The sequence below is a fragment of the Acidiphilium multivorum AIU301 genome (assembly GCF_000202835.1).
GTDB lineage: Bacteria > Pseudomonadota > Alphaproteobacteria > Acetobacterales > Acetobacteraceae > Acidiphilium > Acidiphilium multivorum.
This window is the reverse complement of sequence record NC_015186.1, coordinates 52,251-75,934: the sequence shown is the minus strand read 5'-3', so window position 1 is coordinate 75,934 and position 23,684 is coordinate 52,251. Positions and strand designations below refer to the sequence as shown.

Genomic DNA, 23,684 nt, shown 5'->3' with positions numbered 1-23,684 from the left:
TGCCGGTTGAACTTATGTCCTTGACGAGCGATGCCGCTTTCCCCGCAATAGTCAACGTTCGGGCACGGCCACGTCGCCGGCTCCGAGAGACTACGAGGAGCATCGTATGAATCGCGACCATCCGTTCATCGCCCAATGCGACAAGGCCCTGGCCGACATCCGCGCCGCCGGCCGCTACCGCCGCTTCGTGGCGCTTGAAAAGCTGGCAGATCGTTTCCCCTATTACAAGGTGACGATGGAAGGCCGCACCCAGGACATTCTGGTGTGGTCCTCAAACGACTATCTGGCCATGGGCACCGACCCCGAGGTGATCGAAGCCTCGATCGAGGCCGCGCGCACCATGGGCGCCGGCGCCGGCGGCACGCGCAACATCGCCGGCTCCTCCCCCATCCACGTCGCGCTCGAGGCCGAACTCGCCGCCCTGCACGGCAAGGATGCGGCCCTGCTCTTCACCTCCGGCTATGTCTCGAACCAGGCGACTCTGACCGCGATCCTCAACTCGATGCCCGGCTGGCACGTGTTTTCCGACGCGCAGAACCACAATTCGATGATCGTCGGCATCAAGGGCGGCAAGGCGGCGACTGTGCATGTCTTCGCCCATAACGACCTCGCCGATCTCGAAGCCCGTCTTGCGGCGGCGCCGGCGGATGCGCCGAAGATGATCGCCTTCGAGAGCGTCTATTCGATGGACGGCGATATCGCCCCGATCGGCGCGATCTGCGACCTCGCCGACAAGTATAACGCCATCACCTATCTCGACGAGGTTCACGCCGTCGGCATGTATGGGCCGCACGGTGCCGGCGTCTCCGAGCGCGACGGCGTTGCCCATCGGCTCACCATCATCGAGGGCACGCTGGCCAAGGCCTATGGCTGCCACGGCGGCTACATCGCCGGCGATGCCAGCGTGATCGACTATATCCGCTCGGTTGCGGCCGGCTTCATCTTCACCACCGCCCTGCCCCCGCCCACCGTCGCGGCGGCGCTTGCCTCGATCCGCCGGCTGAAGGTCGACCAGGCGCGGCGCGATACGCTGTTCGAACGGGCAAATCTGCTGAAATCGAAATTCGACCAGGCCGGCCTGCCGCGCCTGCCGACAGAGAGCCACATCGTCCCGCTGATGATCGGCAACGCGACACGGGCAACCGAAGTCTCGATGCGGCTGATCCGCGAATTCGGCATGTACGCAACTCCGATCAACTACCCGACGGTACCGGCTGGCACCGAACGGCTACGCTTCACACCGGGCCCCAAACATACGGAAGCGATGATGGACCAGCTCGTCGCCGCCTTGCGTCATATTCTTTCCGGCGAAACCGGAACGGTGGCGGCCTGACCCGGTCTTGCAGCCAGCGACGAGCCTCGCTATAGCCTCGCGCAGCGCCGACATAGCTCAGCGGTAGAGCAACTGATTCGTAATCAGTAGGTCCCCAGTTCAATCCTGGGTGTCGGCACCAATTTTTCCATGTAAATTCAAGCGATTAGATATAAGCCTTGGAGAACTTAGGTTCTTTTTGGCTTTCATCCAGATCCTGGGTTTCACTGGGGTTTCAACTGAGGGACCACATAGTCGCCTGTGAACTATGAGATCTGGCGGTGGGCGAAGCCGAGGCTTGGTGAGCGGTTTGGGGCAGAGAGCCATGCGAGGAGGGCACAAAGAAGCCTGATCAGCCATCTGCGGAGGAGGCGGAGGTTGTGGCCGGCGCCGGCGAGGACGGCGTTGATGGCATCACCGTCGACGCCGAGCAGGAAGTTTCGCCCCAGATGGCCATTGGTCTTCATGTGGCCGATGACGGGTTCGATGGCTGTGCGTCGGCGCAACTCGCGGCGGATGGTGGGGGTGATGCCGCGTTTCTGGCGGGAGATGAAGATCCTTCTGCCGTCGGCTTCGACGCCGTGGCCGCGATAGCCGCGGTCGACATAGGCGCGGGCGACGGCAACGCCGGTGATCCGCTCGACCTGCTCGATCTGGCCGGCCAGGGTGTGGCCGTCATAGGGATTTCCCGGCCGGCTCTGCATGCCGAGAACGAACTGACCGCCGGGTGCGGCGGCGTTGGTGGTGGCGATGGAGACCTTCACGCCGAATTCGAAGCGCGTCCTGGCCTTGCCCTTGCCGATGCACTCCACCTCGGGCGCGTGCAGGGAATAGAGCTTGTCGGCACCGCGGTCGGAGCGCTTCTGGCGAAGCAGGCGATTGATCAGGCCCAGCGTTTCGGCGAACGTGGCCTTCGCTTCAGCGTTGCCTGCGATCTTGCGGGTGATGTCACGAGCCAGCCGGCCCAGCCAGGTTCGCAGCTTGCGCACGCGAGCCTCGGCCTCGCGGCGTTTGCCACCATGGTGCAGGCGCGCCGCCTCCTGCCTGGCGTAGCGTGATACCGTGCCGGCGTGCCATCCGCGCCAGTGTCTCGATGCCGCTGTGCAGCAGCTTGCTGTCGGTCGGATGCGTCACGGCCTTTGGCTGGACCGTGGTATCGATGGTGACCCGCTTGTAGTGCTTCTCCGCCACGGCCCCACCCCGCTCGGCGGCCGCCAGCGTCTCGGCGAGCAGGGCCTCCATCCGCTCGGGCCCGATCCGTTTGCGCCAGCGCGTCATCGAGGATCGGTCAAGCGGCAGCGTGTGCTGGAAATGCGTCTCGCCGCAGAATGCCTGGACATACGGACTGTCGAGATAGCGCGCGCAGATCGCTTCGTCGGACAGCCCATCCATGTGCTTGAGAAGATGCAGCGCCACCATCAGGCGGGTCGGCAGCGCCGGACGTCCCGCCGCCTCGGCGTAGAGTGAGCCGAAGCGTTCCTCGAAAACCCGCCAGTCGATCAGCCGGGCCAGCCGCACCAGGGGATGCCGCTGGTCGATGATGTTCTCCAGCCGCGAGCGGAACAGTTCGAGATGTCAACGGCGGATCAAAACCAGGCCGGCGTGGCGGCGTAAAAGCCGGCCACTGGATTGTGACGTGACGGATATGAGAACGGCCCCTGCAGGGGCCGTTCTCATATCCGCAGCCTGCTTGGCGGTGGGTATCAGCTGTCGTTGATTTCGCCGGTCTCTGGATCATGAGGCAGGTCGTCACCGGCCTTTTCGATACCCTTCCGGCGCCGGGCGCGGGATTGCTTCAGGCGGTAGCTTTCACCGTTCATCTCCAGGATCTGGACGTGGTGCGTGAGACGGTCGAGCAGCGCGCCGGTCAGCCGTTCGGCGCCAAAGACGCTCGTCCAATCCTCGAAGGGCAGGTTCGAGGTGACGATGGTCGAGCCGCGCTCGTGCCGCTGGCTGAATACCTCGAACAGCAATTCTGCACCGGTCTGCGACAACGGCACGTAACCCAGTTCATCGATGATCAGGAGTTTGAGACTGGCAAGCTGCGCCTGCAGTCTCAGCAAACGGCGCTCGTCCCGTGCCTCCATCAGCTGGTGCACCAGGCCAGCCGCCGTCATGAACCCCACGGACAGTCCGCGCTGGCAGGCCGCCAGACCAAGAGCCAGGGCGACATGCGTCTTGCCGGTGCCGGAATTCCCGAGAGCGATGATGTTGTCGTGGGCGTTGATGTAGTCGCAGCGCGCCAGATCGAGCACCAGCATCTTGTTCAGCGACGGGATCGCGGTGAAGTCGAAGGTATCGAGGCTTTTGACCGCCGGGAAGTGCGCCGCACGGATCCGCCGCTCCACCAGCCGGCGTTCGCGATCGAGCAGTTCCAGCTCCGCCAGCCGCAGCAGGAATTTCGGATGATCCGCGCGATCCTTCGCGCACTCGGCAGCGACCTTGGCATATTCGCGCAGGAAGGTCGGCAGCTTCAACGCCTTCAGATGATGCGCCAGCAGCACCTGCGGCGTCTCGATCGCCCCGCTCATGCCGCGTCTCGGCTCAGCAGGACGCCATAATCCGCGGCAGAGGTCATCCGCACATGCGCCGCCGGCAGATAGGGATAGCGCGTCAGGTCCAGCTGTGCCGGCCGTTGCTCGACCCGTGCCAGAACCAGCTGCTTGACCGCGTCAAAACCGATCGCGCCAAGCCGCATCGCATCATTCACCGCGGTCGAGACCACCGTCTCCGGAAACACCTCCATCAGCCGCAGGATCTGGATGAACTCCCGCTTCCCACGGTTCCCCATCCGCGCCTCCAGGAGTCGCCGGATCCTCTGAAACCCTTCCGGCAGAGCCCAGTTCTGCAAGGGGGCCGCCTGATCCAGCGCCCCAGGCTTCTGCTCGATCAGCGCCAGATAATGCAGCGGATCGAAGATGAACTCGCCGCGGCCATACACCCGCTCGTGGCGGGCGATGACCTCAGCCCCGGCCACGACCAGCACCCGATCGACGAAACCTTTGACCAATACGTCCCGGAAGGCATAGCTCGCCGGCACCGAGTAGTCGTTCATCCGGTAGCGGACCAGCGCCGTCGACGAGACCCGCGCCGGCTTCTTCTCGCAGGGCTCGAACGGTCCCGCCGGCAACACCCTCAATGCCGCGAGGTCGCGCAGCAACCGCTCGCCAATCGTCTCTTCATGGCGTCCGGCATGCTCATCCTGCCGCGCCAGACAGCGCGCTTCCAGCGCCGCGTTCAGGGCATCGAAGCTCACCGCATGCGGCAGCGGCGTCATGAAGCGCCGCTGCGTATACTTCACCAGACCCTCGACTTTCCCCTTGTCGTTACCTTTGCCAGGGCGGCCAAACCGGTCCCTGAACAGGTAGTGGCTGATCAACTCCGTGAAGGCGCGCGTCCGCGTCCGTTGGCCATCGCCAAGAATCCGCGCCACCGCCAGCTTCGTGTTGTCGTAGAGGATCGACAGCGGCACCCCGCCAAAGAAGGCAAAGGCCGACACGTGGCCGTCCAGAAACGCCTCCGTCGTCTCCGCCGGATATGCCTTCACGAACGGGGCATCCGAGTGCGGCAAGTCCATGCAGAAGACGTGCATCACCGTCCGCACACCGCCGATGAAGCCGATGCACTGGCCAAAATCTACCTGCGCATGCCCTGGCGGATGAGACAGCGGCACGAATGCCTCGCGAAGCCGCAGCCGGGCCGGCCGGACGTAATCCTTCACCACCGTGTAGCCGCCCGTATAGCCGTGCTCGTCGCGCAGACGCTCAAATATCCGCCGCGCCGTGTGACGCTGCTTCACCGGCGCCCCCCGATCAGCCTCCAGGATCGCGTCGATCACCGGAATGAAAGGCCCAAGCTTCGGCTTCGCAGCAGGCCGCTCGCGCCGATATCCTGGAGGCACAGAGAACCGGCAGATCTTCGCCACCGTCTCACGGTTCAGACCAAAAACACGCGCAGCCTCCCGCCGGCTCCGCCCCTCGACAAACACAAATTGCCGAACCGCCGCATAAACCTCCACCGAATACATCCCCCGTCGCCTCTCCCTCCATTCCGAAAGAGGCAACTCTACAAGTGGCCGGTTTTTGCCCCGCCACGCAGCAGCATTATGCCGCCGCTACATGGCCTACTTTTCCACCGCCGCGTACATCGAGATCATCCTGCGAGGCATTCAGCTTCGGCGGCATTCTTTCCTCCACGCCAAACACATGATGGTCGGCATCAACGGGAGAGAATCACGATCGCGACCACCGCGCAACGCTCCAACGGTTTTGCAAGGTTTTTCCCCTCAGGTCTCCCAGACCTTGCAAATCCCAATATTGCCCGCCGCTAAAACATCGCGGCAAGATCAGCAAAGTTCGCATTTTCACAGGTGACTCGATACGCTCCGAGCGGCGGTCACCGCCCACCTTCATCGGCGCCGGCGAACCCTTCTCCCGGGCCAGCTGCGCCCAGCGAACCGCGGTCGCAATCCCAACCCCGAAGCGTTCAGCCGCCTGACGACGCGACATCCCGCCGTCAATCGCCGCAACCACCCGTTCACGCAAATCCAGCGAAAGTACCTTCACCATGCATGCCAGCCTCCTTCGCCAGCAAACATCGTGAATCACCTCTCACCCGATTCGGGAATCCCAATACGATTCACTCAGGTCAGAAAACGCTCTAGCGCCCAGCCATAAGCGGGAGGCAGTAGCTCAGTCACCTGTGAAAAAGCGAACTTTGCTGATCTTGCCGCGATGTTTTAGCCCGAAGTTTTTACTTCAGAATGACCTGAACATGGCGGATTGGCTCGCGTAGCGCTGTTTTTCTGTATTTTTTTTGTGTCCATACATGGGGCTTGCGGCGCGACTCGGTCTGTGATTCCCTGCCTTCATGTTCATCGACGTGGTTCCGAATGGCCGATCGGCGCCGGCCGTGCTGTTGCGGGAGAGTTTCCGCGAGGGTCGCAAGGTTCATAAACGCACCATCGCCAATCTGAGCCAGATGCCGCCGGAACTGATCGATGGGCTGCGTGCGCTTCTCGCGGGTGGCGCGGTGGTCGGGGGTGCCGATCAGGCGCTCGAGATCCGGCGCTCGCTGCCGCACGGTCATGTGGCGGCGGCACTCGGGATGATGCGCAAGCTTGAGCTTCCCCGCCTGCTGGGCCGGAGGGCGTCGCGCGAGCGCAATCTCGCCCTGGCGCTGATTGCGGGCCGGGTGATCGCACCGGGCTCGAAGCTCTCGACCCTGCGCGGTCTGACCCCCCAGACCGCGACCTCGAGTCTCGGCGAGATCCTCGAACTCGGCGCCATTGAAGAGCGCGAGATCTACGCCGCACTGGACTGGCTGGGCGCGCAGCAGGGCCGGATCGAGCGGCAGTTTGCCAGGCGCCATCTGCGCGACGGCACGCTGGTGCTCTACGACGTCAGTTCATCCTACCTCGAAGGCCGGCATTGCGAACTGGCACACCACGGATACAGCCGGGATCACCGGCCCGATCGGCCGCAGATCGTCTATGGTCTGCTGTGCGATCGCGAGGGTAGGCCGATCGCGGTGGAAGTGTTCGAAGGCAACACCGCCGATCCGGCGACGATCGCCGCCCAGGTGGAGAAACTCAAGCGGCGGTTCCATCTCGAGCGCGTCGTCCTGGTGGGTGATCGCGGGATGATCACCACGGCGCGCATCCGCGAGACGATCAAACCGGCGGGGCTGGACTGGATCAGCTGCCTGCGCGCGGGGCAGATCCAGGATCTTGCCGAGGGACCGCTGCAGATGTCGCTGTTCGACGAGCGCGATATCGCCGCGATCACGTCGCCCGATTATCCGGGCGAGCGGCTGATCGCCTGTCGCAACGCCGCCCTGGCGACCGAACGACGGCGCAAGCGCGAGGCGCTGCTGGCGGCCACCGAGACGGAACTGGCGCGGATCCGGGATGCCACACGGCGCAAACGCGCCCCCCTTCATGGCGAGGCCGCGATCGGGCTGGCGGTGGGCGCTGTGATCAACCAGCGCAAGATGGCCAAGCATTTCGATCTCACCATCACCGCCAGCCGCTTCGATTTCCAGCGCAACGCCGCCAGCATCGCACGCGAGGCGGCCCTCGACGGCATCTATGTCATCCGCACCAGTGTGAGCGCGGACGTCATGAGCGAGACCGAAGCCGTGTCAGCCTACAAGGACCTTTCGCGGGTGGAACGGGCGTTCCGGACCCTCAAATCGGTCGATCTCGCGATCCGCCCGGTGCATCACTGGCTCTCACCGCGGGTGCGTGCCCACGTCTTTCTCTGCATGATGGCCTATTACGTCGAGTGGCATCTGCGCGACGGATAGCGTCCGTCAATGTGGTGGAAATTCTGGTGTAGCTGAAGCGGCCAATGGTCACGCGGCGACGGTGGAAATTCGTGGTGTATCGGCATCGATGGCGGGTGCCATGAGTTCGACCATTCCCTCGATCTGCATATAGCGGTTCTGTGTCTGCCATTCGTCGTTGGCCTCGAGCAGCACGGCCCCGATCAGGCGGATGATCGAACCTTCATTGGGAAAGATGCCGACGACATCGGCGCGGCGCTTGACCTCCTTGTTCAGGCGTTCGAGCGGATTCGTCGAGTGAATTTTGGTTCGGTGCTGGGCGGGAAAGTCCATGTGCGCCAGCACGTCGGTTTCACTGTCGTCGATGAACGCGCCAAGTTTTGGCCATTTGCCCCGGAGCTGGTCGGCCACATGGCGCAGGGTCTGGCTGGCACTGACGCGATCCGGCTGGATAAACTGAAGTTTTCACTAATCTGAATGCAATTTCCCTGTATTTATCGATAAACTTTCTGATCTGATTTTGACGCTTACTGGACACGCATGGGGGCGATCCCGATCAGGTCGAAGGCGGCGGCTTGCAGCGGTGTGGGATTTGCCAGGGTGGTGAAGGTGGCGTTCGGCGCCTTGGGCAGGGCTGCGGTGTTCAGGGTCTGGGTCGCGAGATGGGCCATCAGATCGGTAAAGCTTGAAATCGGCAGGTTCTGGTCGTTGCGGCGTCGCCCGCGCTTGCGATCGGCGGCCGGGGATGTCGATGCGGGGGCAACCGGCGATGAGCGTTCAGCCTCGGCCCCAGGCCGGTCGTGATCCTGGAACAGCAGAGGCTTGAGGGCGTCGCGCAGATGCCACTCGACGTAATAGGCCATCATGCAGAGAAAGACGTGGGCACGCACCCGCGGTGAGAGCCAGTGATGCACCGGGCGGATCGCGAGATCGACCGATTTGAGGGTCCGGAACGCCCGTTCCACCCGCGAAAGGTCCTTGTAGGCTGACACGGCTTCGGTCTCGCTCATGACGTCCGCGCTCACACTGGTGCGGATGACATAGATGCCGTCGAGGGCCGCCTCGCGTGCGATGCTGGCGGCGTTGCGCTGGAAATCGAAGCGGCTGGCGGTGATGGTGAGATCGAAATGCTTGGCCATCTTGCGCTGGTTGATCACAGCGCCCACCGCCAGCCCGATCGCGGCCTCGCCATGAAGGGGGGCGCGTTTGCGCCGTGTGGCATCCCGGATCCGCGCCAGTTCCGTCTCGGTGGCCGCCAGCAGCGCCTCGCGCTTGCGCCGTCGTTCGGTCGCCAGGGCGGCGTTGCGACAGGCGATCAGCCGCTCGCCCGGATAATCGGGCGACGTGATCGCGGCGATATCGCGCTCGTCGAACAGCGACATCTGCAGCGGTCCCTCGGCAAGATCCTGGATCTGCCCCGCGCGCAGGCAGCTGATCCAGTCCAGCCCCGCCGGTTTGATCGTCTCGCGGATGCGCGCCGTGGTGATCATCCCGCGATCACCCACCAGGACGACGCGCTCGAGATGGAACCGCCGCTTGAGTTTCTCCACCTGGGCGGCGATCGTCGCCGGATCGGCGGTGTTGCCTTCGAACACTTCCACCGCGATCGGCCTACCCTCGCGATCGCACAGCAGACCATAGACGATCTGCGGCCGATCGGGCCGGTGATCCCGGCTGTATCCGTGGTGTGCCAGTTCGCAATGCCGGCCTTCGAGGTAGGATGAACTGACGTCGTAGAGCACCAGCGTGCCGTCGCGCAGATGGCGCCTGGCAAACTGCCGCTCGATCCGGCCCTGCTGCGCGCCCAGCCAGTCCAGTGCGGCGTAGATCTCGCGCTCTTCAATGGCGCCGAGTTCGAGGATCTCGCCGAGACTCGAGGTCGCGGTCTGGGGGGTCAGACCGCGCAGGGTCGAGAGCTTCGAGCCCGGTGCGATCACCCGGCCCGCAATCAGCGCCAGGGCGAGATTGCGCTCGCGCGACGCCCTCCGGCCCAGCAGGCGGGGAAGCTCAAGCTTGCGCATCATCCCGAGTGCCGCCGCCACATGACCGTGCGGCAGCGAGCGCCGGATCTCGAGCGCCTGATCGGCACCCCCGACCACCGCGCCACCCGCGAGAAGCGCACGCAGCCCATCGATCAGTTCCGGCGGCATCTGGCTCAGATTGGCGATGGTGCGTTTATGAACCTTGCGACCCTCGCGGAAACTCTCCCGCAACAGCACGGCCGGCGCCGATCGGCCATTCGGAACCACGTCGATGAACATGAAGGCAGGGAACGTATGGCCCGCCCCGTCCGCAAGGGGTGATTTTCATCTGGCTCTAATCAGTCTGCTTCAACGTATCCGGTCTCGGGCTTCGAACCCGGCCAAGATGGAGATCCGCGCGGCCTGATCCTCATAATCACACCGGCCTCGGAGGCCGTTCACTGCGTCAGGTTTTCAAGCCGCCGTTCGACTGTCAGGCCATCTTCCTTTCACCTCACGCAGACATCGACTGCCCTTTCGCGCCCAACTGTGAGCGCTGTTCGGGCGATTCCGTCATGCGGCCGCAGCCGCCGCTTCGAATTGGGCGTCGTAATCGCAACCGTGCGCCAAAACGGCCCATGCAATCCGAGCCAGCTTCGCGGCCAGCGCGACTACGACCACGTTCTTATGCGCTCGATCGAGCAATCCCCGCGCCCAGCGGCCCAACGGCGTATCGCGTTCGACAAGATAAGGCAGCGCCGCTCGTGCGCCATGGATCAAGTTCTTCCGCAAATAACGATTGCCGCGTTTGCTGATGCCGAGCAGGCGCGGTTTTCCACCCGTTGTCATTTGCCGTGGAACGAGCCCCAGCCACGCCGCCATGTCCCGCCCACGTTTGAATGCATGCGCCTCGCCGACCGCCGCCGCCAGCGCCGTAGCGTTTATCGTTCCAATTCCTGGGATTTTGGTCAAACGTCGCACAGCCACGTCGTCACGAGCCAACTGAACGAACTCGGCGTCGAAGCCGGTGATCCTCTGGTCGAGTGAACGCCATTCCGCCCGAAGATCTTCGATCAACGTCCGGATGCGCGGGCTCAACGCGGCAAAACCGCCATCTTCGGCCAATGTCTCAAGCTCGGCTTCCAGTTTCCTCCGGCCTTGCGGAACGACGATCCCTCGCTCCAGCAGCAACGCCCGCAAGTGATTGATCAGCGCCGTCCGTTCCGAGACGAGGCGCTCCCGGGCTCGGTGCAAAGCCTGGAGATCAGATTGGTCCTGGCTCTTCACAGGCACGAAACGCATCGTTGGCCGCGTCGCAGCCTCTGCGATCGCCTCCGCGTCGAGATCATCGTTCTTCTGCGCCTTCACGTACGGACGGACATATTCCGGCGACATCAGCCGCACCTCGTGGCCCCGCGCGGCGAAAATCCGCCCGAGGTGATGAGCGCCGCAACATGCTTCCATTGCCACAATGCACGACCCAAGCTCGCCAACGAAACTTTCCAACGTTCCCCGCCGAAGTCTCCGCCTCAAAACAACCCGGCCGGCGGCGTCCATGCCCACCACGCTGCAAGAGTTCTTCCCAAGATCGATGCCGAGAATCATGATATCCATCGGTCTGCTCCTCTCTCCAAACCAGCGGCGATCCTACCAGATCGCCACGAGAGGGGCGGGCCATCCCATAATCACAGACCGAGTCGCGCCGCAAGCCCCATGTATGGACACAAACAAAATACAGAAAAACAGCGCTACGCGAGCCAATCCGCCATGTTCAGGTCATTCTGAAGTAAAAACTTCGGTTTAGTTACTCAAAATCTTGATTTAACTGAGAACTATACCCAGTAACGCCATGGCCCACAAATTGTATGCGTCTTACTGCCAGTTTTTTGTTTTAACTGTTCGATACAATATACGAACTCACGATTCAACATAAAATATGAATGAGGTGTTGAGAATATGACCGCTATCTGACATGCCAGCCTTGTCGACAACTATGGCCAACACATGCGCGTCGATGAAACTGGACCTCTGGCGGAGACCCGCTAGAAACTACTATGATGGTGAACCGAGTCCAAGACCATCGTAGCCGTTACATGCCGGCCCCTCCCCCGTCACGAGTGATTTACCTCTGGCTTTTTTGCGCCGCCGGTGTGCTCTCCGTCTTAGCAAGCTTTCGAACGATTTGGCCTGTCCTGCACGGCAATCTAGTCGATCCAGACAGCTTCATGCGGCTTCTCAGGATCCAGCAGGGGTTACGTACCGGGCACCTGGTCAACATTGTTAATCGCGACGATTCCGGCAGCCCACTCATCCTCGAATGGTCACGCCTCTTCGACGCCGCGATCGTCGCGCTAGCGGCCCCTTTGGTCCCACTAATCGGTTGGCGGCATGCTCTTTTCGTGTCGGGCGTCGCAACTGGCCCCATATCGACGGGATTGCTTGGGGCGAGTCTGGGGTTTGCCGCGGCACCTGTTACGCAACGTCGTTTCATTTGGGCAGCAGCCGTAATAGCACCAATTGTTCCAGGCATACGGAATTTCTCGGCATTCGGGGTAATTCATTATCATATCGCCCAAGCCGCCGCTGTAGCCATCACCTCGGGTTGCGCCCTACGTTCTTGTTCGGGACATCGGGTTTGGGCGGCAATGACAGGGATCACTGGCGGAATGGCAATCTGGCTCATGCCAGAGACGATGCCTTGGGTTCTGCTGGCCCAGGCCGGATTGGGCTGGTACTGGCTATTTCGACCGCCAGTTCCACCGCTGCTAATAAATGGCGCCGCCTTCTTTGCGACTTTGGCAGCAGCTCTTGCCGTCGATCCACCTCATGGCGGATACCTCACGCCAGAGATTGACAGGCTCTCGATAGTCTATGTCGGCCTTGGACTGGCGATCCTACTGGTCACGTTCAGTCTGGCGAGGCTCGATAAGGTCGATTTGCCGACGAAATCTCGTAACCTCATCGGCATTTTCGTTGCGACTTGTATCTTTCTGGCTTGGCTCGCCATTTTCCCGCATGTCGCGCTTGGCCCCTTCGGCCTGATGAGCGCGTCAGAGATGCATATCTTTTTCGGCAGCATTTCTGAAACCCAGCCAGCCCGCACGGCAAGCCAAGTTGTCGGCCTCCTCGGGCCTGGTATCCTGGCTTGCACATTTGCAATAACGCAGATATTATATTATCGTCGTCGATTGTTGCCCGTAGGGGCCTGGTCCCTATTCATGATCGGCACGGTCTTGGCAACGGGATTGACCGCCCGTTTTTTGATATTCCAGCAATATCCCTCTGCTTTTCTTTGCGGAATTCTCCCGATTATGCTCGACCGCATCACAACCAGGCTCGGTTCGCGAGAGCATTATGCCGCCGCTGGCCGAGTTGGCCTTGTCGCTGTCATTGTTCTCGGACCAATCATCGCAGATGCCGCACCAAAAATGCTTTGGAATCACGCAAAAATAGATCATCATCGTCCGACTTGCTCGATGCGTCACATCGCCCATCTCCTCGCTCCCGCGGCAGATCAGATCGTGCTGACACGCCCTGGCGAAGTTCCTGAGCTGCTATACCGTACGCAGATCATTGGCGTTGGCTCGCTATATCAACATGGTGTTCGAGCTTTCCTCAGGGATTGGGCAGCTTGGCGTGCCAACGCGGATCATAAGTCTGAACCCGCGGCGGTTCGGGCTAGCGGTGCCCGATATGTTCTGTTCTGCCCTGCCGGGAAATCATATCCGATCGCGCAGAAGTCTGGCCCCGAGGCGCTCTGGACCATGCTTAGCCAGAACAGGACTCCCCCTTGGCTGAAAAAAATCGGTCAACAAAAGAGCTCAGGCTTCCGTCTTTACCAGATCGTCACGGATGGCAGGGCTCAGATAGCGAAATGACGATGACCCATCGGGACACTACAATCTGGTATGATTTGCTCGCTTGATAATCTCATTCTTGCCGCCACTGCCAGCTTGCGACTATGGCTGCCAAACCAAGCATGGAAATGACAAGTGGAGCGATTGGTGCGACGCCAGTCCTCAAACTCAGAATAAAGCCAAATTCCGGCAACACCAATGACGCCAGGATCGCGATAATCAGCAAGTATTTCGATGGACCAAACTCCCAGATATCACGTCCCTGAAAGATCAGGGCTATGGCAATAGGCTGAATTGCGGCAAAATCATAATCCATCAACCATGGCGAGGCGACTGGAAGCAGTGCTAGACTGGCGAGCAAAGCGACCCGCCTCTCGCGGTCATGAGAGGCCCGGCGGAAAACAACTGCAACGCCGAACATGGCCAATCCCGAAGCGATCGCCGAAACGAAAGAGCTTGCCGCCTCACCAAGCCCCTCCGCTCTCATAAACTCGTATAGCGAACCGGAGTAAGCCTGGCTCGGCGTCGGGATATAGGGGCGATCCATTCTGGCCATTTGCACTGGAACAACGTGGCTCAGCCACAGCCCCCAGGCTCCAGGCCACAACAGGGAGGTCAAAACTGCCATGACGCCAACAGACACAATAGCAACGAAAATGGCTTTCCATGCTTTCTGGCCAATCAGTGCAGCGGGTGTGGACATTCCCAATTGCGGTTTGGCTGTGGCCAGTCCAAGCAGCATACCGGCCAAGACAGGATAGCGTCTGGCTCGCATGATTCCTGCAATCACGAGAGCCCCGATGATAAGGGAGTCCTGACCTGCTAGAATGCAATCCCAAGTTCCCGGCGCCATCAATACAATGAGGCAGGCCAGATCACGGCGGATGTCCATGGCAGCGGCAACCGCGAGAGACATTACCATAATGCCGACACCGACATAAAGTGCCGCCGCGCCGATAAGTGGCAAACCGCCAAACACCATCATGACGGGCATCATTGTTGGGGGATAGGACCATAGTCTCTGACCGTGCAGTATGGGCCAATCGGCCTTGACGACATTTCCAAATCGTGATGGGGAAAAGAGCGTAACAATACTTGCATGCCGGAAAAGCCCTGCAATCGCGGTACGTCCGCCGCTCCAAAGCACGCCGAAATCCCGTCCTGCCACCATATCCGCCGTGAAATGATGACGATTCGCATGTCGAGTCATACTGAAAAGAACGATCAGCACCGGCAGTATGCCGACAATGCAGCACGCAACAGTGATAGTGCGAACCCATGGCCTTCGGTTGATCACGGGCAATTCAGGGCGGGCTGACCGACGCTTCAATCCAGTTCATCCATGGAAGCTACATCCGGTGCATATCAGTCAGGTGCTGAACAACCAAGCGCATCACGGCTCACCGTTTGATAATTTTTTATATTCAATGTTTTAGGACCTGTCCATATCGCTAGGTCACTCCGAATTTCGGTATCACGCTCTTGATATCAATCGTGGACGAATTATATTCCGGCCAAATAGTCTATTTTTTTGTTCGAAAAATTTGTATTTTTTTTTAGCTTCAACCTAGGGTTGGTTGATTCGATAGCGGGCAAAATGTCATAAGACTTTAATTGAATTGGCTGATTGGAACATCATGTAACAAAGCCGATAGATAGAACATTTGGATTATATGCGGCTTTGTATATGCAATAAAAATTCTCTACGACAGTTAAATATAAAATGTTTTCTTTTTGGTATGATCGCAACCAAATTGTAGCATATAATAAAGAATTATAACTACTTACAATATTTTAGAACATAATATTCAACGTTAAAAGGCGACTAGGTGAGAGAACTAAGGTGACATTCAGCAACAATTTTCTTTTGTTTTTTGGTTCGATATCATTCGGATTATTTACGTTTGCCGGAAGCCGTAGTTTATCTTGGATTGAAAGACTTTCGCTATCCGCACTCGGCCTTCTGCTCGTCGGCTTTGGCGTCTAATTCGTAGAGATTTTTTCGACATTTCAACCTCTTCAATACAAAATCACATAACTGGATGAAGCAGTCGCCTAGTGGAAAAATGGTTTGGACGATCGTTGTCTTATGAAATATTGTTGTCCCAGACTTCGGACTTCGCCCCGATGTCCATCTTCAAGTATTTCCAAAGTTGGAAATTATAATTGAAATCTTTCTGTCTTCCACTTGATTGCTAAGTTGCTGCATGAATCAATCTCTACAACTGAATACCGAAAAACTTTGGCCCGGCGTAGTTGCTGTTGGAACGGCATGTACGCTCGGGTTTCTCCCTGTTATGGCTCAAGTGTTGGCTAGGTTCTTCTCGCTGTCCGGAATATCCTATTATGATCCGCCCTATCCTTTAGAGCACTTTGACATCGGCGGTTATTGGGTGCGCTTGCTTCAGGAAATTGAGTTGCACCCATGGGCGCATCCGCCACCATATCTAATTCTAGTCGCCAGCATGAGTCGTTTACCTCCAGGGGCCTTGATATTGCCTCTTGGACTCTTAGGCATCACAGGGATGTGCCTTGCCATTAGGCTTGCAACGGGCATTCCAAAGCGGGTGGCACTCCTGATTGTTTTGCTAGCGCCGCAGACTTGGTCGGTAATCCTCGATGGTGGAGACTGTCTCGTGATCGCCGCCTTGATCATCTCCGGCCTTGCACTTGCCCCGAAACACCACATCAAATCAGGAATTTTGCTTGGCTTAGCCTCAATCAATCCGGCCTTCAGCATATGCGTTCCTTCAGCCTTGATAGGTGCGCGGGTCGCTGTCGTGCTCGGCATCAGCATCGCAATATCTGTCGATATAATGTCATTGGCGGCCTATCTCGAACCCAATGTCTTTTTCAACTGGTTACATCAGCTAATCCATCGAAGTACTGCAACGGCCATCGAGAACACTACCTATCACAGCGTTGACACGATTTGGGTTTCATTTCAGCACCATATCGCCGGTCTCCAGTCAGGATCCGAGGGAACTGCGTTGATAATTACGTCAGTCGGTGCATTCCTTTTAGTCGCGACAGCATTTAGGCGTAGCACAAAGCGATCTGACCGCGCTTTGGCGATATTCGTGGCCATGGCAATGACGCCAGTTCTAACGCCTTTCATGCCCGCGATAAATTTCGTTGCTCCAATCCAGATTACTGCATTGGCCCTCTTGTATTTATATCCAGGCTGGAAAGTAGCAGCTGTACAGATGAAAAGGCTATTCTTCTTGATTCTGGCCATACTCGTCCTTCCCGGCTTTTTGTTGTTATTTTCGTCACCACTTGTAAGCCAAGCCGTTATATTAGCTTCATGCAGCATTGTGGGCATTTTCGCGGCACTTGGCATCCAAAGGAACCCTTTGGCCGGCTTGACAGATGTTTACGATGAAGAGAACATCGGAGATGGCTCAACACCAATTAGTCTAGATGACGTGATTAACAGAGAAAATGTCAAACAGGAATGGATGCGGGCTCGCTATTGGAGATAGTAGGCCATCTATTGCTGGATTAGAATCAAATCGTGCTGTCCGGCAACTTGAAAGGGACTGATTCTGCACCGATTATTGCTTGCGTGCAGTCGATCAGATTGCCTGCGAAAACCTGAAGATCATCAACTCCGACCCCGCTCTGGAGCGGAAGTACACCACGCTGCCAATCGGCTAGTGAATTCACCACCAACCGCGTGGTAAACATCAGCCGCTGGTCCCTGATGAGTTGGCTTATCTCTGGTGCAAGTTCTTGCTGAACTTTACGAACTTCCAAGAGACCTTTATCATAGCCACGACTATGAAAATATGCACCAAATTTGAAACTGTCTAGCTGGTAGATGCGGGCTTGAAGGCGAACCCAATTGTTGGGCGGATTTGAAATCGTCATGGTTTCAATCAGCGGCATGGCGATAGCCTCCGCAAGCTTTCGAAGCTTTTCCTCAGCAGGTCCCAACCGACATATCTCAACCAACTCAAGACGTCGCTTGTCAAGGGGCGGCATTCGCCAGTCCACCAAAGCCTCCAATAGGTTGGTCCGAGAGCTGAAGTGATAGTGAAGTGACGACGCATTGCGCTGCCCCGCATGACGATTGATTTCGCGTAGAGAAACCGAGTCGATCCCCCGTTCCACGAAAAGCAGCTCCGCACTTCGAAGCAGCAACGCCTTGGTGTCGAGACGCTCCATCGCAGTCGTTGCCCTTTCCCGGAAACCTAATCCGAAACCCACATTAAGCCAAGTGAATTAGAGCATCATCTCAATCACTTGACTTTGCCAGATCGAATGCCGTCTTTTAGTCATTAAATTGCAACAGGGCGACTCACTGAAATTCCAGCTACGGGATATCGACCTTCCTCAGCTTCCATCCCATCCCCGATCAAGTCTTTCCCGAGCAGCCCTGTAGCCAGGACGTCCAGTGACAAAAGCCATCAGAGCTAAAATCGTAGCGACTGGCACAACCGCATCAACCGCCTCACCAAGATTTCCCTGGAAGCAGAATTTCGCGATAACAGCCACTGCGGGTGGACCCAAGCCAAACCCCACCAGATTGAGAATGGCCGTATATATCGCGACAACACGCCCTAATGCTGAGCCATGAACGATTTCCTGCAGGGCAGCGGGGGCCAGCCCCCAAAGCAAACTTGACGAAAATAGCAGAGCCCCCGCTGCTGCCAAGATGCAGAGGGGATCACGGCAAGCCCCCAGAAGATATGCAGCTGGGATAGCGACCAGCGAGCCGACGCCAGCAACAAGCAGCTTTCCATCGCGTATGCCGCGATCCTCCAACCGATCGGCAATAACCCCGGCGATACAGGAACCCAGAGGACCTATGACAATCGTCAAAAGTCCAAGTACTGTCCCGACATGGGCCGGGCTCCATTCATGCTCGCGGACGAGAATGGTCGGCAGCCACACCGTAGCCGCCACCCCGGCAAACCCCAATGCCGTAAACCCGACCATATGCGAAATCAGAGCTGATTTAGCCTGGGCCAGACAAGCACTGAAGCTAATCCCCTGCGAGGCTTTCTTAACAATCAAATGGCGCCGGATTGGCTCCCGCATCAACGTCATGGCGAGAGTCACAGGCATACCAAGCGCGGCCAGTGACAGAAGAACGGTTTGCCAAGGAACAAGCGATCCGAGACCCGGAACCACAATCGAGCGGCCATTCAGAGCGTTCAGGATTTGCCCACCGAGAATGTAAGCCAGACCACTCCCGATATAGATTCCCGAGCCGAATAGTCCTAGAGCCCGACCTCGCCAGAGTGGCGGTAGGTAATCGGCCAGCAGTGAAGTGGCACTAGGCAAAATTGTGGCCTCCCCTGCCCCCACGCCGATGCGGGCCAGAAAGAATGGCAAAAAGCTGCGGCTTAGGCCCGCCATTCCAGTCATCACGCTCCAAGTCATTACACCTATAAACGCGATGAACCGCCGGCTATACTGATCAACCGCCCAGGCTATCGGCAAGCCAAACAAGGCGTAGAAGAGTGCGAACGCCGTTCCCTGAAGCAGCCCCATCTGAAGATTGGTCAGGCCCAGATCACGCTCGATCGGCACAACCAGCAGAGCCACTACGGTGCGGTCCGCAAAGGCCAGGATATAGGCCAGAAACAACAGCAGAGAGGCGCCAAGGGCCGCGGATCTGGGCGGGAATGGGACGACCAATACGGAAGATCGAGACTGCGGCTCATTCAGCAATATGCACCTCCTTGTTGCCTCCGATCAAAATTTTATCCACATTGGTTGCCGCATATAAGTTTGGAAATCAAACATCAAAGGCCAGAGCACACTTTCCCATCAGTCCTTGGGGTCGCACTCCGTTAACCGACACCCAGTCGCTACGTAGTTCTGAATTTTTAGATCTCAAAAGGCAGCCAAGAATCACTGCCTATTACAATTTGATCAACACATAAAAAAGGGAGGCCAAATTGGCCTCCCTTAAAGTTGGAACTCTCGAACGTATTACTGCGGGCTGTAATCCGCAGTCGGGAGAACCTGAAGACCAAGCCCAGTCGTGATGGTCGAGCCAGACAGGGTCTTCTCAACCGCACCAAAGATCGAATTGCCATCATTCTTCTGAACGTTGGCAGAGACGGTCGCATTCGAGAAGTTAATCCACGAATTCGTATTCGTCCAGATCTGACCGCCATTAAGGTTCAGATTGCTGGTCTCAAGGAAGATACCGCCATTTCCGCTGACAACGGCAGGAAGTACGTTGACCAGGTTAACTGGAGATGCGGCATTGCTGCCAAGAGAGATAGATCCGGTGGTGCTCAGCTGCGTCGGATTGGATGCCGAAGCAACATTGCTCAGATAGACAAGGCCAGGCCAATAGAAGGTGGATGGGGTGCTCCCACTATTAGTACCAACCTGGATATTTCCGGTCGACTGTACCACCAGGTGGTTGTTCACATAGCTCGATTCAGGGTTGATGGTGGTGGAGGTGGAAAGGCCATTCAAAGCACTGGGACTGGCGCAGGTTTTTAGAATCGCATTGCCATTAACCAGCAGATTGACCAGCTGCGGAGAAGCCGCGTTCGACGACGGAGCGTTCGACGACGGAGCAAGGAAAATTGTGGCAGTGCCAGTTTTGCCATCAGCCGTATTGGCCACCGCAACAGGCACATAATTATCCTGCCAAGCAGAAGAACCAGCCCGCTTCGCCCCATTCGGATTGTTGACGTTTCCGGCGAATGAAAGATCGAGTGCGCCGTCGTTATTTAGCGCGAAGCCGCCAGTAGCAGATGCATTGACCGTACTTGCGCTAACGTCGATGTAGCCACCTGAACCGATTTGACTCGACACAACACCGTCAATGTTCATATTGCCGCTATTGCTGCTGACACCATATGGACCGCCATCAAGTTGAACTTGATTACCCTTGATGAGAGCACTTGGGAAGACGCTTAGGTTATAGTTAAGCTTTGCGTTACCAAAGAACGGATCCGTGATAGCGTTTGTAGAAGTAGCGGCCATTCCGACTTTTACGTTGACTGCCCCATTGGTGGACGAGACAAGTGCGCCAGAAAGAAAGCGCACCGCGTCAGCAGTCACATTCGCAGTGTTGGCGTAAACTGTATTTGCGTAATCGATAACGCCACCGTTATCAATCGTCGTAGAATCACCATCAGTGTTCGTAGAAGCTGCGATCCTAAGTGTGTTAACTGCGTTTGTGCTTCCGAGCGCCTTGCCTCCTTGCGTGACCGACCCGCCGAAGTAGATGCTACCCGTTGAAGCCGTTAAATTCAGATCCTGACCCCCTGCGCCCAGATTCAAGGCACCGGTATTAACAATGTTTCCATCGCTTGACTTAAGAGTGATGCCAGCAGTGCTAGAAATAGCTCCCGTATTGGTGACACCGTATATTCCGGTCACCGTTAGATTGGTGGAGCCATTAATCGAGCCCGCGTTATTGACGGCACCTGCGGCCAAACTACTACTTGGTTCGCCCGCTACGTCAACCACGCCAGTCGATGTGTTGGTAAACGTGCCCCCAACTTTCTCGGCGCCACTGTTCAAAGCAACATAACCAGAGTTCGTCACATTTCCGGCAGCGTACAACCCGGCAACAACCAACGGGGCCGATTTCGTTCCGCCCGTAAGGTTAACGGATGCAGTGCTCACTTCAAGCGTTGGTGGGGGCGAAATGATTCCGCTGTACGGATTAACACTAACAGCAGCACCCGAAGCTATAAAGATCGAACCTCCGTCCTCGGGACCAGCGCCGATATTGATTGCCCCGTTACCCGCTACAATCAACCCGCCGGTGGCAGCAATTTTGGCTGCAGAATCCAATGTAACAGCGCCCGACCCTGCGTTATTAGATCCACCGATAGTAATACTGCCGGAAGGGGATGAGGCACCCTCAAATGCCGTCAGATTTGAAGTGGTCGGAGTTAACCCTACCAGCCCCACCGCTTCACCAGCAGGCATCGTAATTGCGCCAGTGGCGCCAACAACCACACCGTTGCCGTTCGCGATAAACAGCGGACCAGCACTAGTGTCGTTAATCGCGCCAAAAATCTGCGACGGCGCCCCCGACACGTCGTTAATCAGAACAGCACCACTGCCGGCATTGGTCAGATTAAGTGTTGAATTCGGCCCGAGACTAAAGCCGGTATTCTGAGTAACACCAGTCGGCAGAGCACTACCATCATTCGCATTGACGGCATTCGACCCGGGGATTGTGCCACCGCCGAACTGCGCAACAATATTTCTGGTGCGGCTAGAATTGCCAAAATTGATCGTGCCAGTCGCCTGCCCACTGGCAGCCGTAACGCTGTATTTTGTATTAGTATTGTTGGTGATAAAGTTGCTCGGCAGACTTTCGGAAGCTGGCGTTGCGGCGAAGACTGCAGGAGCCGCAAGGATGATGAGAGGGAGGGCGGTGCTCGCCAGGGTGGCACGGCGCCAGAAACTACCACCTCGGGACCGCGATTGGGATTTAACCATGAAGAATTCCTCAATTTATCTTGTGAGCATCCCTGAAGCCGCGTCTTCGCGCGCCCCAGCTTATGTTAACCCTCGGTAAGCCTCAGGCAACTCGCTTATTTCTGCGTTGCCTAAGCGTCCATGTCAAGCGTTACATTTCAGCGGCGTCGCTCGTATTTCGCCATTTTCATTGTTATTTCATAAGGTTATACCCATGAAGAAGATCCGCTGTCGGAAAATAGGCGATGCTTCTTTTCTTCCCCCCATCAAAGTCAGATGCTAAGTGCGACTTTCAAGCACTGAGCACACGGATATCCCTCAAATTTGAGTGTGCGCATCGAACTGTTCGTCGTCTCCGACCAGATAGAGGAGGGCGATTCGTTATGTCCCAAATCTCCTGTGTTGTTACAGAAGCGCCGTCAGATTTTTGCGCGGCAATTTCAGCTGTTAAACGGCAGGCGCGTGAAACCACCGGTTCGAACACATTTCTTTCTTGGCATATCTCGTGGCAAACCGATGCGTTCGTGAGATACCTATACTTATTAATCCAAAGTTTTTACTTCAGAATGACCTGAACATGGCGGATTGGCTCGCGTAGCGCTGTTTTTCTGTATTTTGTTTGTGTCCATACATGGGGCTTGCGGCGCGACTCGGTCTGTGATTATGGGATGGCCCGCCCCTCTCGTGGCGATCTGGTAGGATCGCCGCTGGTTTGGAGAGAGGAGCAGACCGATGGATATCATGATTCTCGGCATCGATCTTGGGAAGAACTCTTGCAGCGTGGTGGGCATGGACGCCGCCGGCCGGGTTGTTTTGAGGCGGAGACTTCGGCGGGGAACGTTGGAAAGTTTCGTTGGCGAGCTTGGGTCGTGCATTGTGGCAATGGAAGCATGTTGCGGCGCTCATCACCTCGGGCGGATTTTCGCCGCGCGGGGCCACGAGGTGCGGCTGATGTCGCCGGAATATGTCCGTCCGTACGTGAAGGCGCAGAAGAACGATGATCTCGACGCGGAGGCGATCGCAGAGGCTGCGACGCGGCCAACGATGCGTTTCGTGCCTGTGAAGAGCCAGGACCAATCTGATCTCCAGGCTTTGCACCGAGCCCGGGAGCGCCTCGTCTCGGAACGGACGGCGCTGATCAATCACTTGCGGGCGTTGCTGCTGGAGCGAGGGATCGTCGTTCCGCAAGGCCGGAGGAAACTGGAAGCCGAGCTTGAGACATTGGCCGAAGATGGCGGTTTTGCCGCGTTGAGCCCGCGCATCCGGACGTTGATCGAAGATCTTCGGGCGGAATGGCGTTCACTCGACCAGAGGATCACCGGCTTCGACGCCGAGTTCGTTCAGTTGGCTCGTGACGACGTGGCTGTGCGACGTTTGACCAAAATCCCAGGAATTGGAACGATAAACGCTACGGCGCTGGCGGCGGCGGTCGGCGAGGCGCATGCATTCAAACGTGGGCGGGACATGGCGGCGTGGCTGGGGCTCGTTCCACGGCAAATGACAACGGGTGGAAAACCGCGCCTGCTCGGCATCAGCAAACGCGGCAATCGTTATTTGCGGAAGAACTTGATCCATGGCGCACGAGCGGCGCTGCCTTATCTTGTCGAACGCGATACGCCGTTGGGCCGCTGGGCGCGGGGATTGCTCGATCGAGCGCATAAGAACGTGGTCGTAGTCGCGCTGGCCGCGAAGCTGGCTCGGATTGCATGGGCCGTTTTGGCGCACGGTTGCGATTACGACGCCCAATTCGAAGCGGCGGCTGCGGCCGCATGACGGAATCGCCCGAACAGCGCTCACAGTTGGGCGCGAAAGGGCAGTCGATGTCTGCGTGAGGTGAAAGGAAGATGGCCTGAC

General features: G+C 57.9%; 12 protein-coding genes, 1 tRNA gene and 4 pseudogenes. 6 read left to right on the top strand and 11 right to left on the bottom strand.

Translation table 11 applies throughout. The annotated features are described in order from the left end of the window. Positions 1-106 precede the first annotated feature (106 nt). The gene (gene hemA / locus ACMV_RS00320) at positions 107-1,333 is read left to right on the top strand and encodes a 5-aminolevulinate synthase (protein ID WP_007424802.1); all 1,227 of its coding nucleotides are present in this window, start codon (positions 107-109) and stop codon (positions 1,331-1,333) included. Positions 1,334-1,379: 46 nt separating this feature from the next. Continuing rightward, positions 1,380-1,454: transfer RNA gene (locus tag ACMV_RS00315), tRNA-Thr, on the top strand. 124 nt (positions 1,455-1,578) lie between these two features. Here the strand turns inward: ACMV_RS00315 and ACMV_RS19470 are convergent. The 4 genes and pseudogenes from ACMV_RS19470 to ACMV_RS21345 form a co-directional block, all read right to left on the bottom strand. Continuing rightward, a pseudogene (locus ACMV_RS19470) lies at positions 1,579-2,878 on the bottom strand (IS5 family transposase). A gap of 137 nt (positions 2,879-3,015) precedes the next feature. Then, positions 3,016-3,816, bottom strand: coding sequence for an IS21-like element helper ATPase IstB (gene istB / locus ACMV_RS00300; RefSeq protein WP_269447778.1), 801 nt, complete (start codon positions 3,814-3,816; stop codon positions 3,016-3,018). Positions 3,817-3,839: 23 nt separating this feature from the next. Beyond that, complete coding sequence (gene istA, locus ACMV_RS00295) at positions 3,840-5,339, bottom strand: IS21 family transposase (protein WP_013639144.1); 1,500 nt, start codon at positions 5,337-5,339, stop codon at positions 3,840-3,842. A 343-nt stretch (positions 5,340-5,682) separates the two neighbouring features. Beyond that, positions 5,683-5,880, bottom strand: a pseudogene (locus tag ACMV_RS21345) (IS630 transposase-related protein); the annotation flags it as partial. A 301-nt stretch (positions 5,881-6,181) separates the two neighbouring features. Here ACMV_RS21345 and ACMV_RS00290 point away from each other — a divergent pair. Continuing rightward, positions 6,182-7,612: pseudogene (locus tag ACMV_RS00290) on the top strand (IS1634 family transposase); the annotation flags it as partial. A gap of 54 nt (positions 7,613-7,666) precedes the next feature. Here the strand turns inward: ACMV_RS00290 and ACMV_RS00285 are convergent. From ACMV_RS00285 to ACMV_RS00275, 3 genes and pseudogenes are all read right to left on the bottom strand, one after another. Further along, a pseudogene (locus ACMV_RS00285) lies at positions 7,667-8,053 on the bottom strand (IS256 family transposase); the annotation flags it as partial. A 71-nt stretch (positions 8,054-8,124) separates the two neighbouring features. Then, the gene (locus ACMV_RS00280; protein WP_013639153.1) at positions 8,125-9,858 is read right to left on the bottom strand and encodes an IS1634 family transposase; all 1,734 of its coding nucleotides are present in this window, start codon (positions 9,856-9,858) and stop codon (positions 8,125-8,127) included. A 273-nt stretch (positions 9,859-10,131) separates the two neighbouring features. Continuing rightward, the gene (locus ACMV_RS00275; RefSeq protein ID WP_011930570.1) at positions 10,132-11,172 is read right to left on the bottom strand and encodes an IS110 family RNA-guided transposase; all 1,041 of its coding nucleotides are present in this window, start codon (positions 11,170-11,172) and stop codon (positions 10,132-10,134) included. A gap of 1,052 nt (positions 11,173-12,224) precedes the next feature. On the opposite strand from ACMV_RS00275, the gene ACMV_RS20645 reads away from it, so the two are divergent. After that, positions 12,225-13,436 (top strand): hypothetical protein, encoded by a 1,212-nt coding sequence (locus ACMV_RS20645; protein WP_148361011.1) that lies wholly within the window; start codon positions 12,225-12,227, stop codon positions 13,434-13,436. Positions 13,437-13,488: 52 nt separating this feature from the next. Here ACMV_RS20645 and ACMV_RS00270 read toward each other — a convergent pair whose 3' ends face one another. Next, a complete protein-coding gene (locus tag ACMV_RS00270; RefSeq protein WP_082088290.1) occupies positions 13,489-14,646 on the bottom strand; it encodes a glycosyltransferase family 87 protein in 1,158 nt (385 codons plus the stop codon). 976 nt (positions 14,647-15,622) lie between these two features. Between ACMV_RS00270 and ACMV_RS19460 the strand changes: the two genes are divergently transcribed. After that, positions 15,623-16,900: a glycosyltransferase 87 family protein gene (locus ACMV_RS19460; RefSeq protein ID WP_081479211.1), complete on the top strand. Its 1,278-nt coding sequence runs from the start codon at positions 15,623-15,625 to the stop codon at positions 16,898-16,900. Positions 16,901-16,925: 25 nt separating this feature from the next. Here the strand turns inward: ACMV_RS19460 and ACMV_RS19455 are convergent, their stop codons facing one another. From ACMV_RS19455 to ACMV_RS20640, 3 genes are all read right to left on the bottom strand, one after another. Next, on the bottom strand, positions 16,926-17,585 hold the full coding sequence (locus tag ACMV_RS19455) for a TetR/AcrR family transcriptional regulator (protein ID WP_052944955.1): 660 nt from the start codon (positions 17,583-17,585) through the stop codon (positions 16,926-16,928). Between the two features lie 168 nt (positions 17,586-17,753). After that, complete coding sequence (locus tag ACMV_RS00265; RefSeq protein WP_013639148.1) at positions 17,754-19,097, bottom strand: MFS transporter; 1,344 nt, start codon at positions 19,095-19,097, stop codon at positions 17,754-17,756. A 264-nt stretch (positions 19,098-19,361) separates the two neighbouring features. Then, positions 19,362-21,851, bottom strand: coding sequence for a beta strand repeat-containing protein (locus ACMV_RS20640; protein WP_013639147.1), 2,490 nt, complete (start codon positions 21,849-21,851; stop codon positions 19,362-19,364). 711 nt (positions 21,852-22,562) lie between these two features. On the opposite strand from ACMV_RS20640, the gene ACMV_RS00260 reads away from it, so the two are divergent. Then, positions 22,563-23,603 (top strand): IS110 family RNA-guided transposase, encoded by a 1,041-nt coding sequence (locus ACMV_RS00260; RefSeq protein ID WP_011930570.1) that lies wholly within the window; start codon positions 22,563-22,565, stop codon positions 23,601-23,603. Positions 23,604-23,684 lie beyond the last annotated feature (81 nt).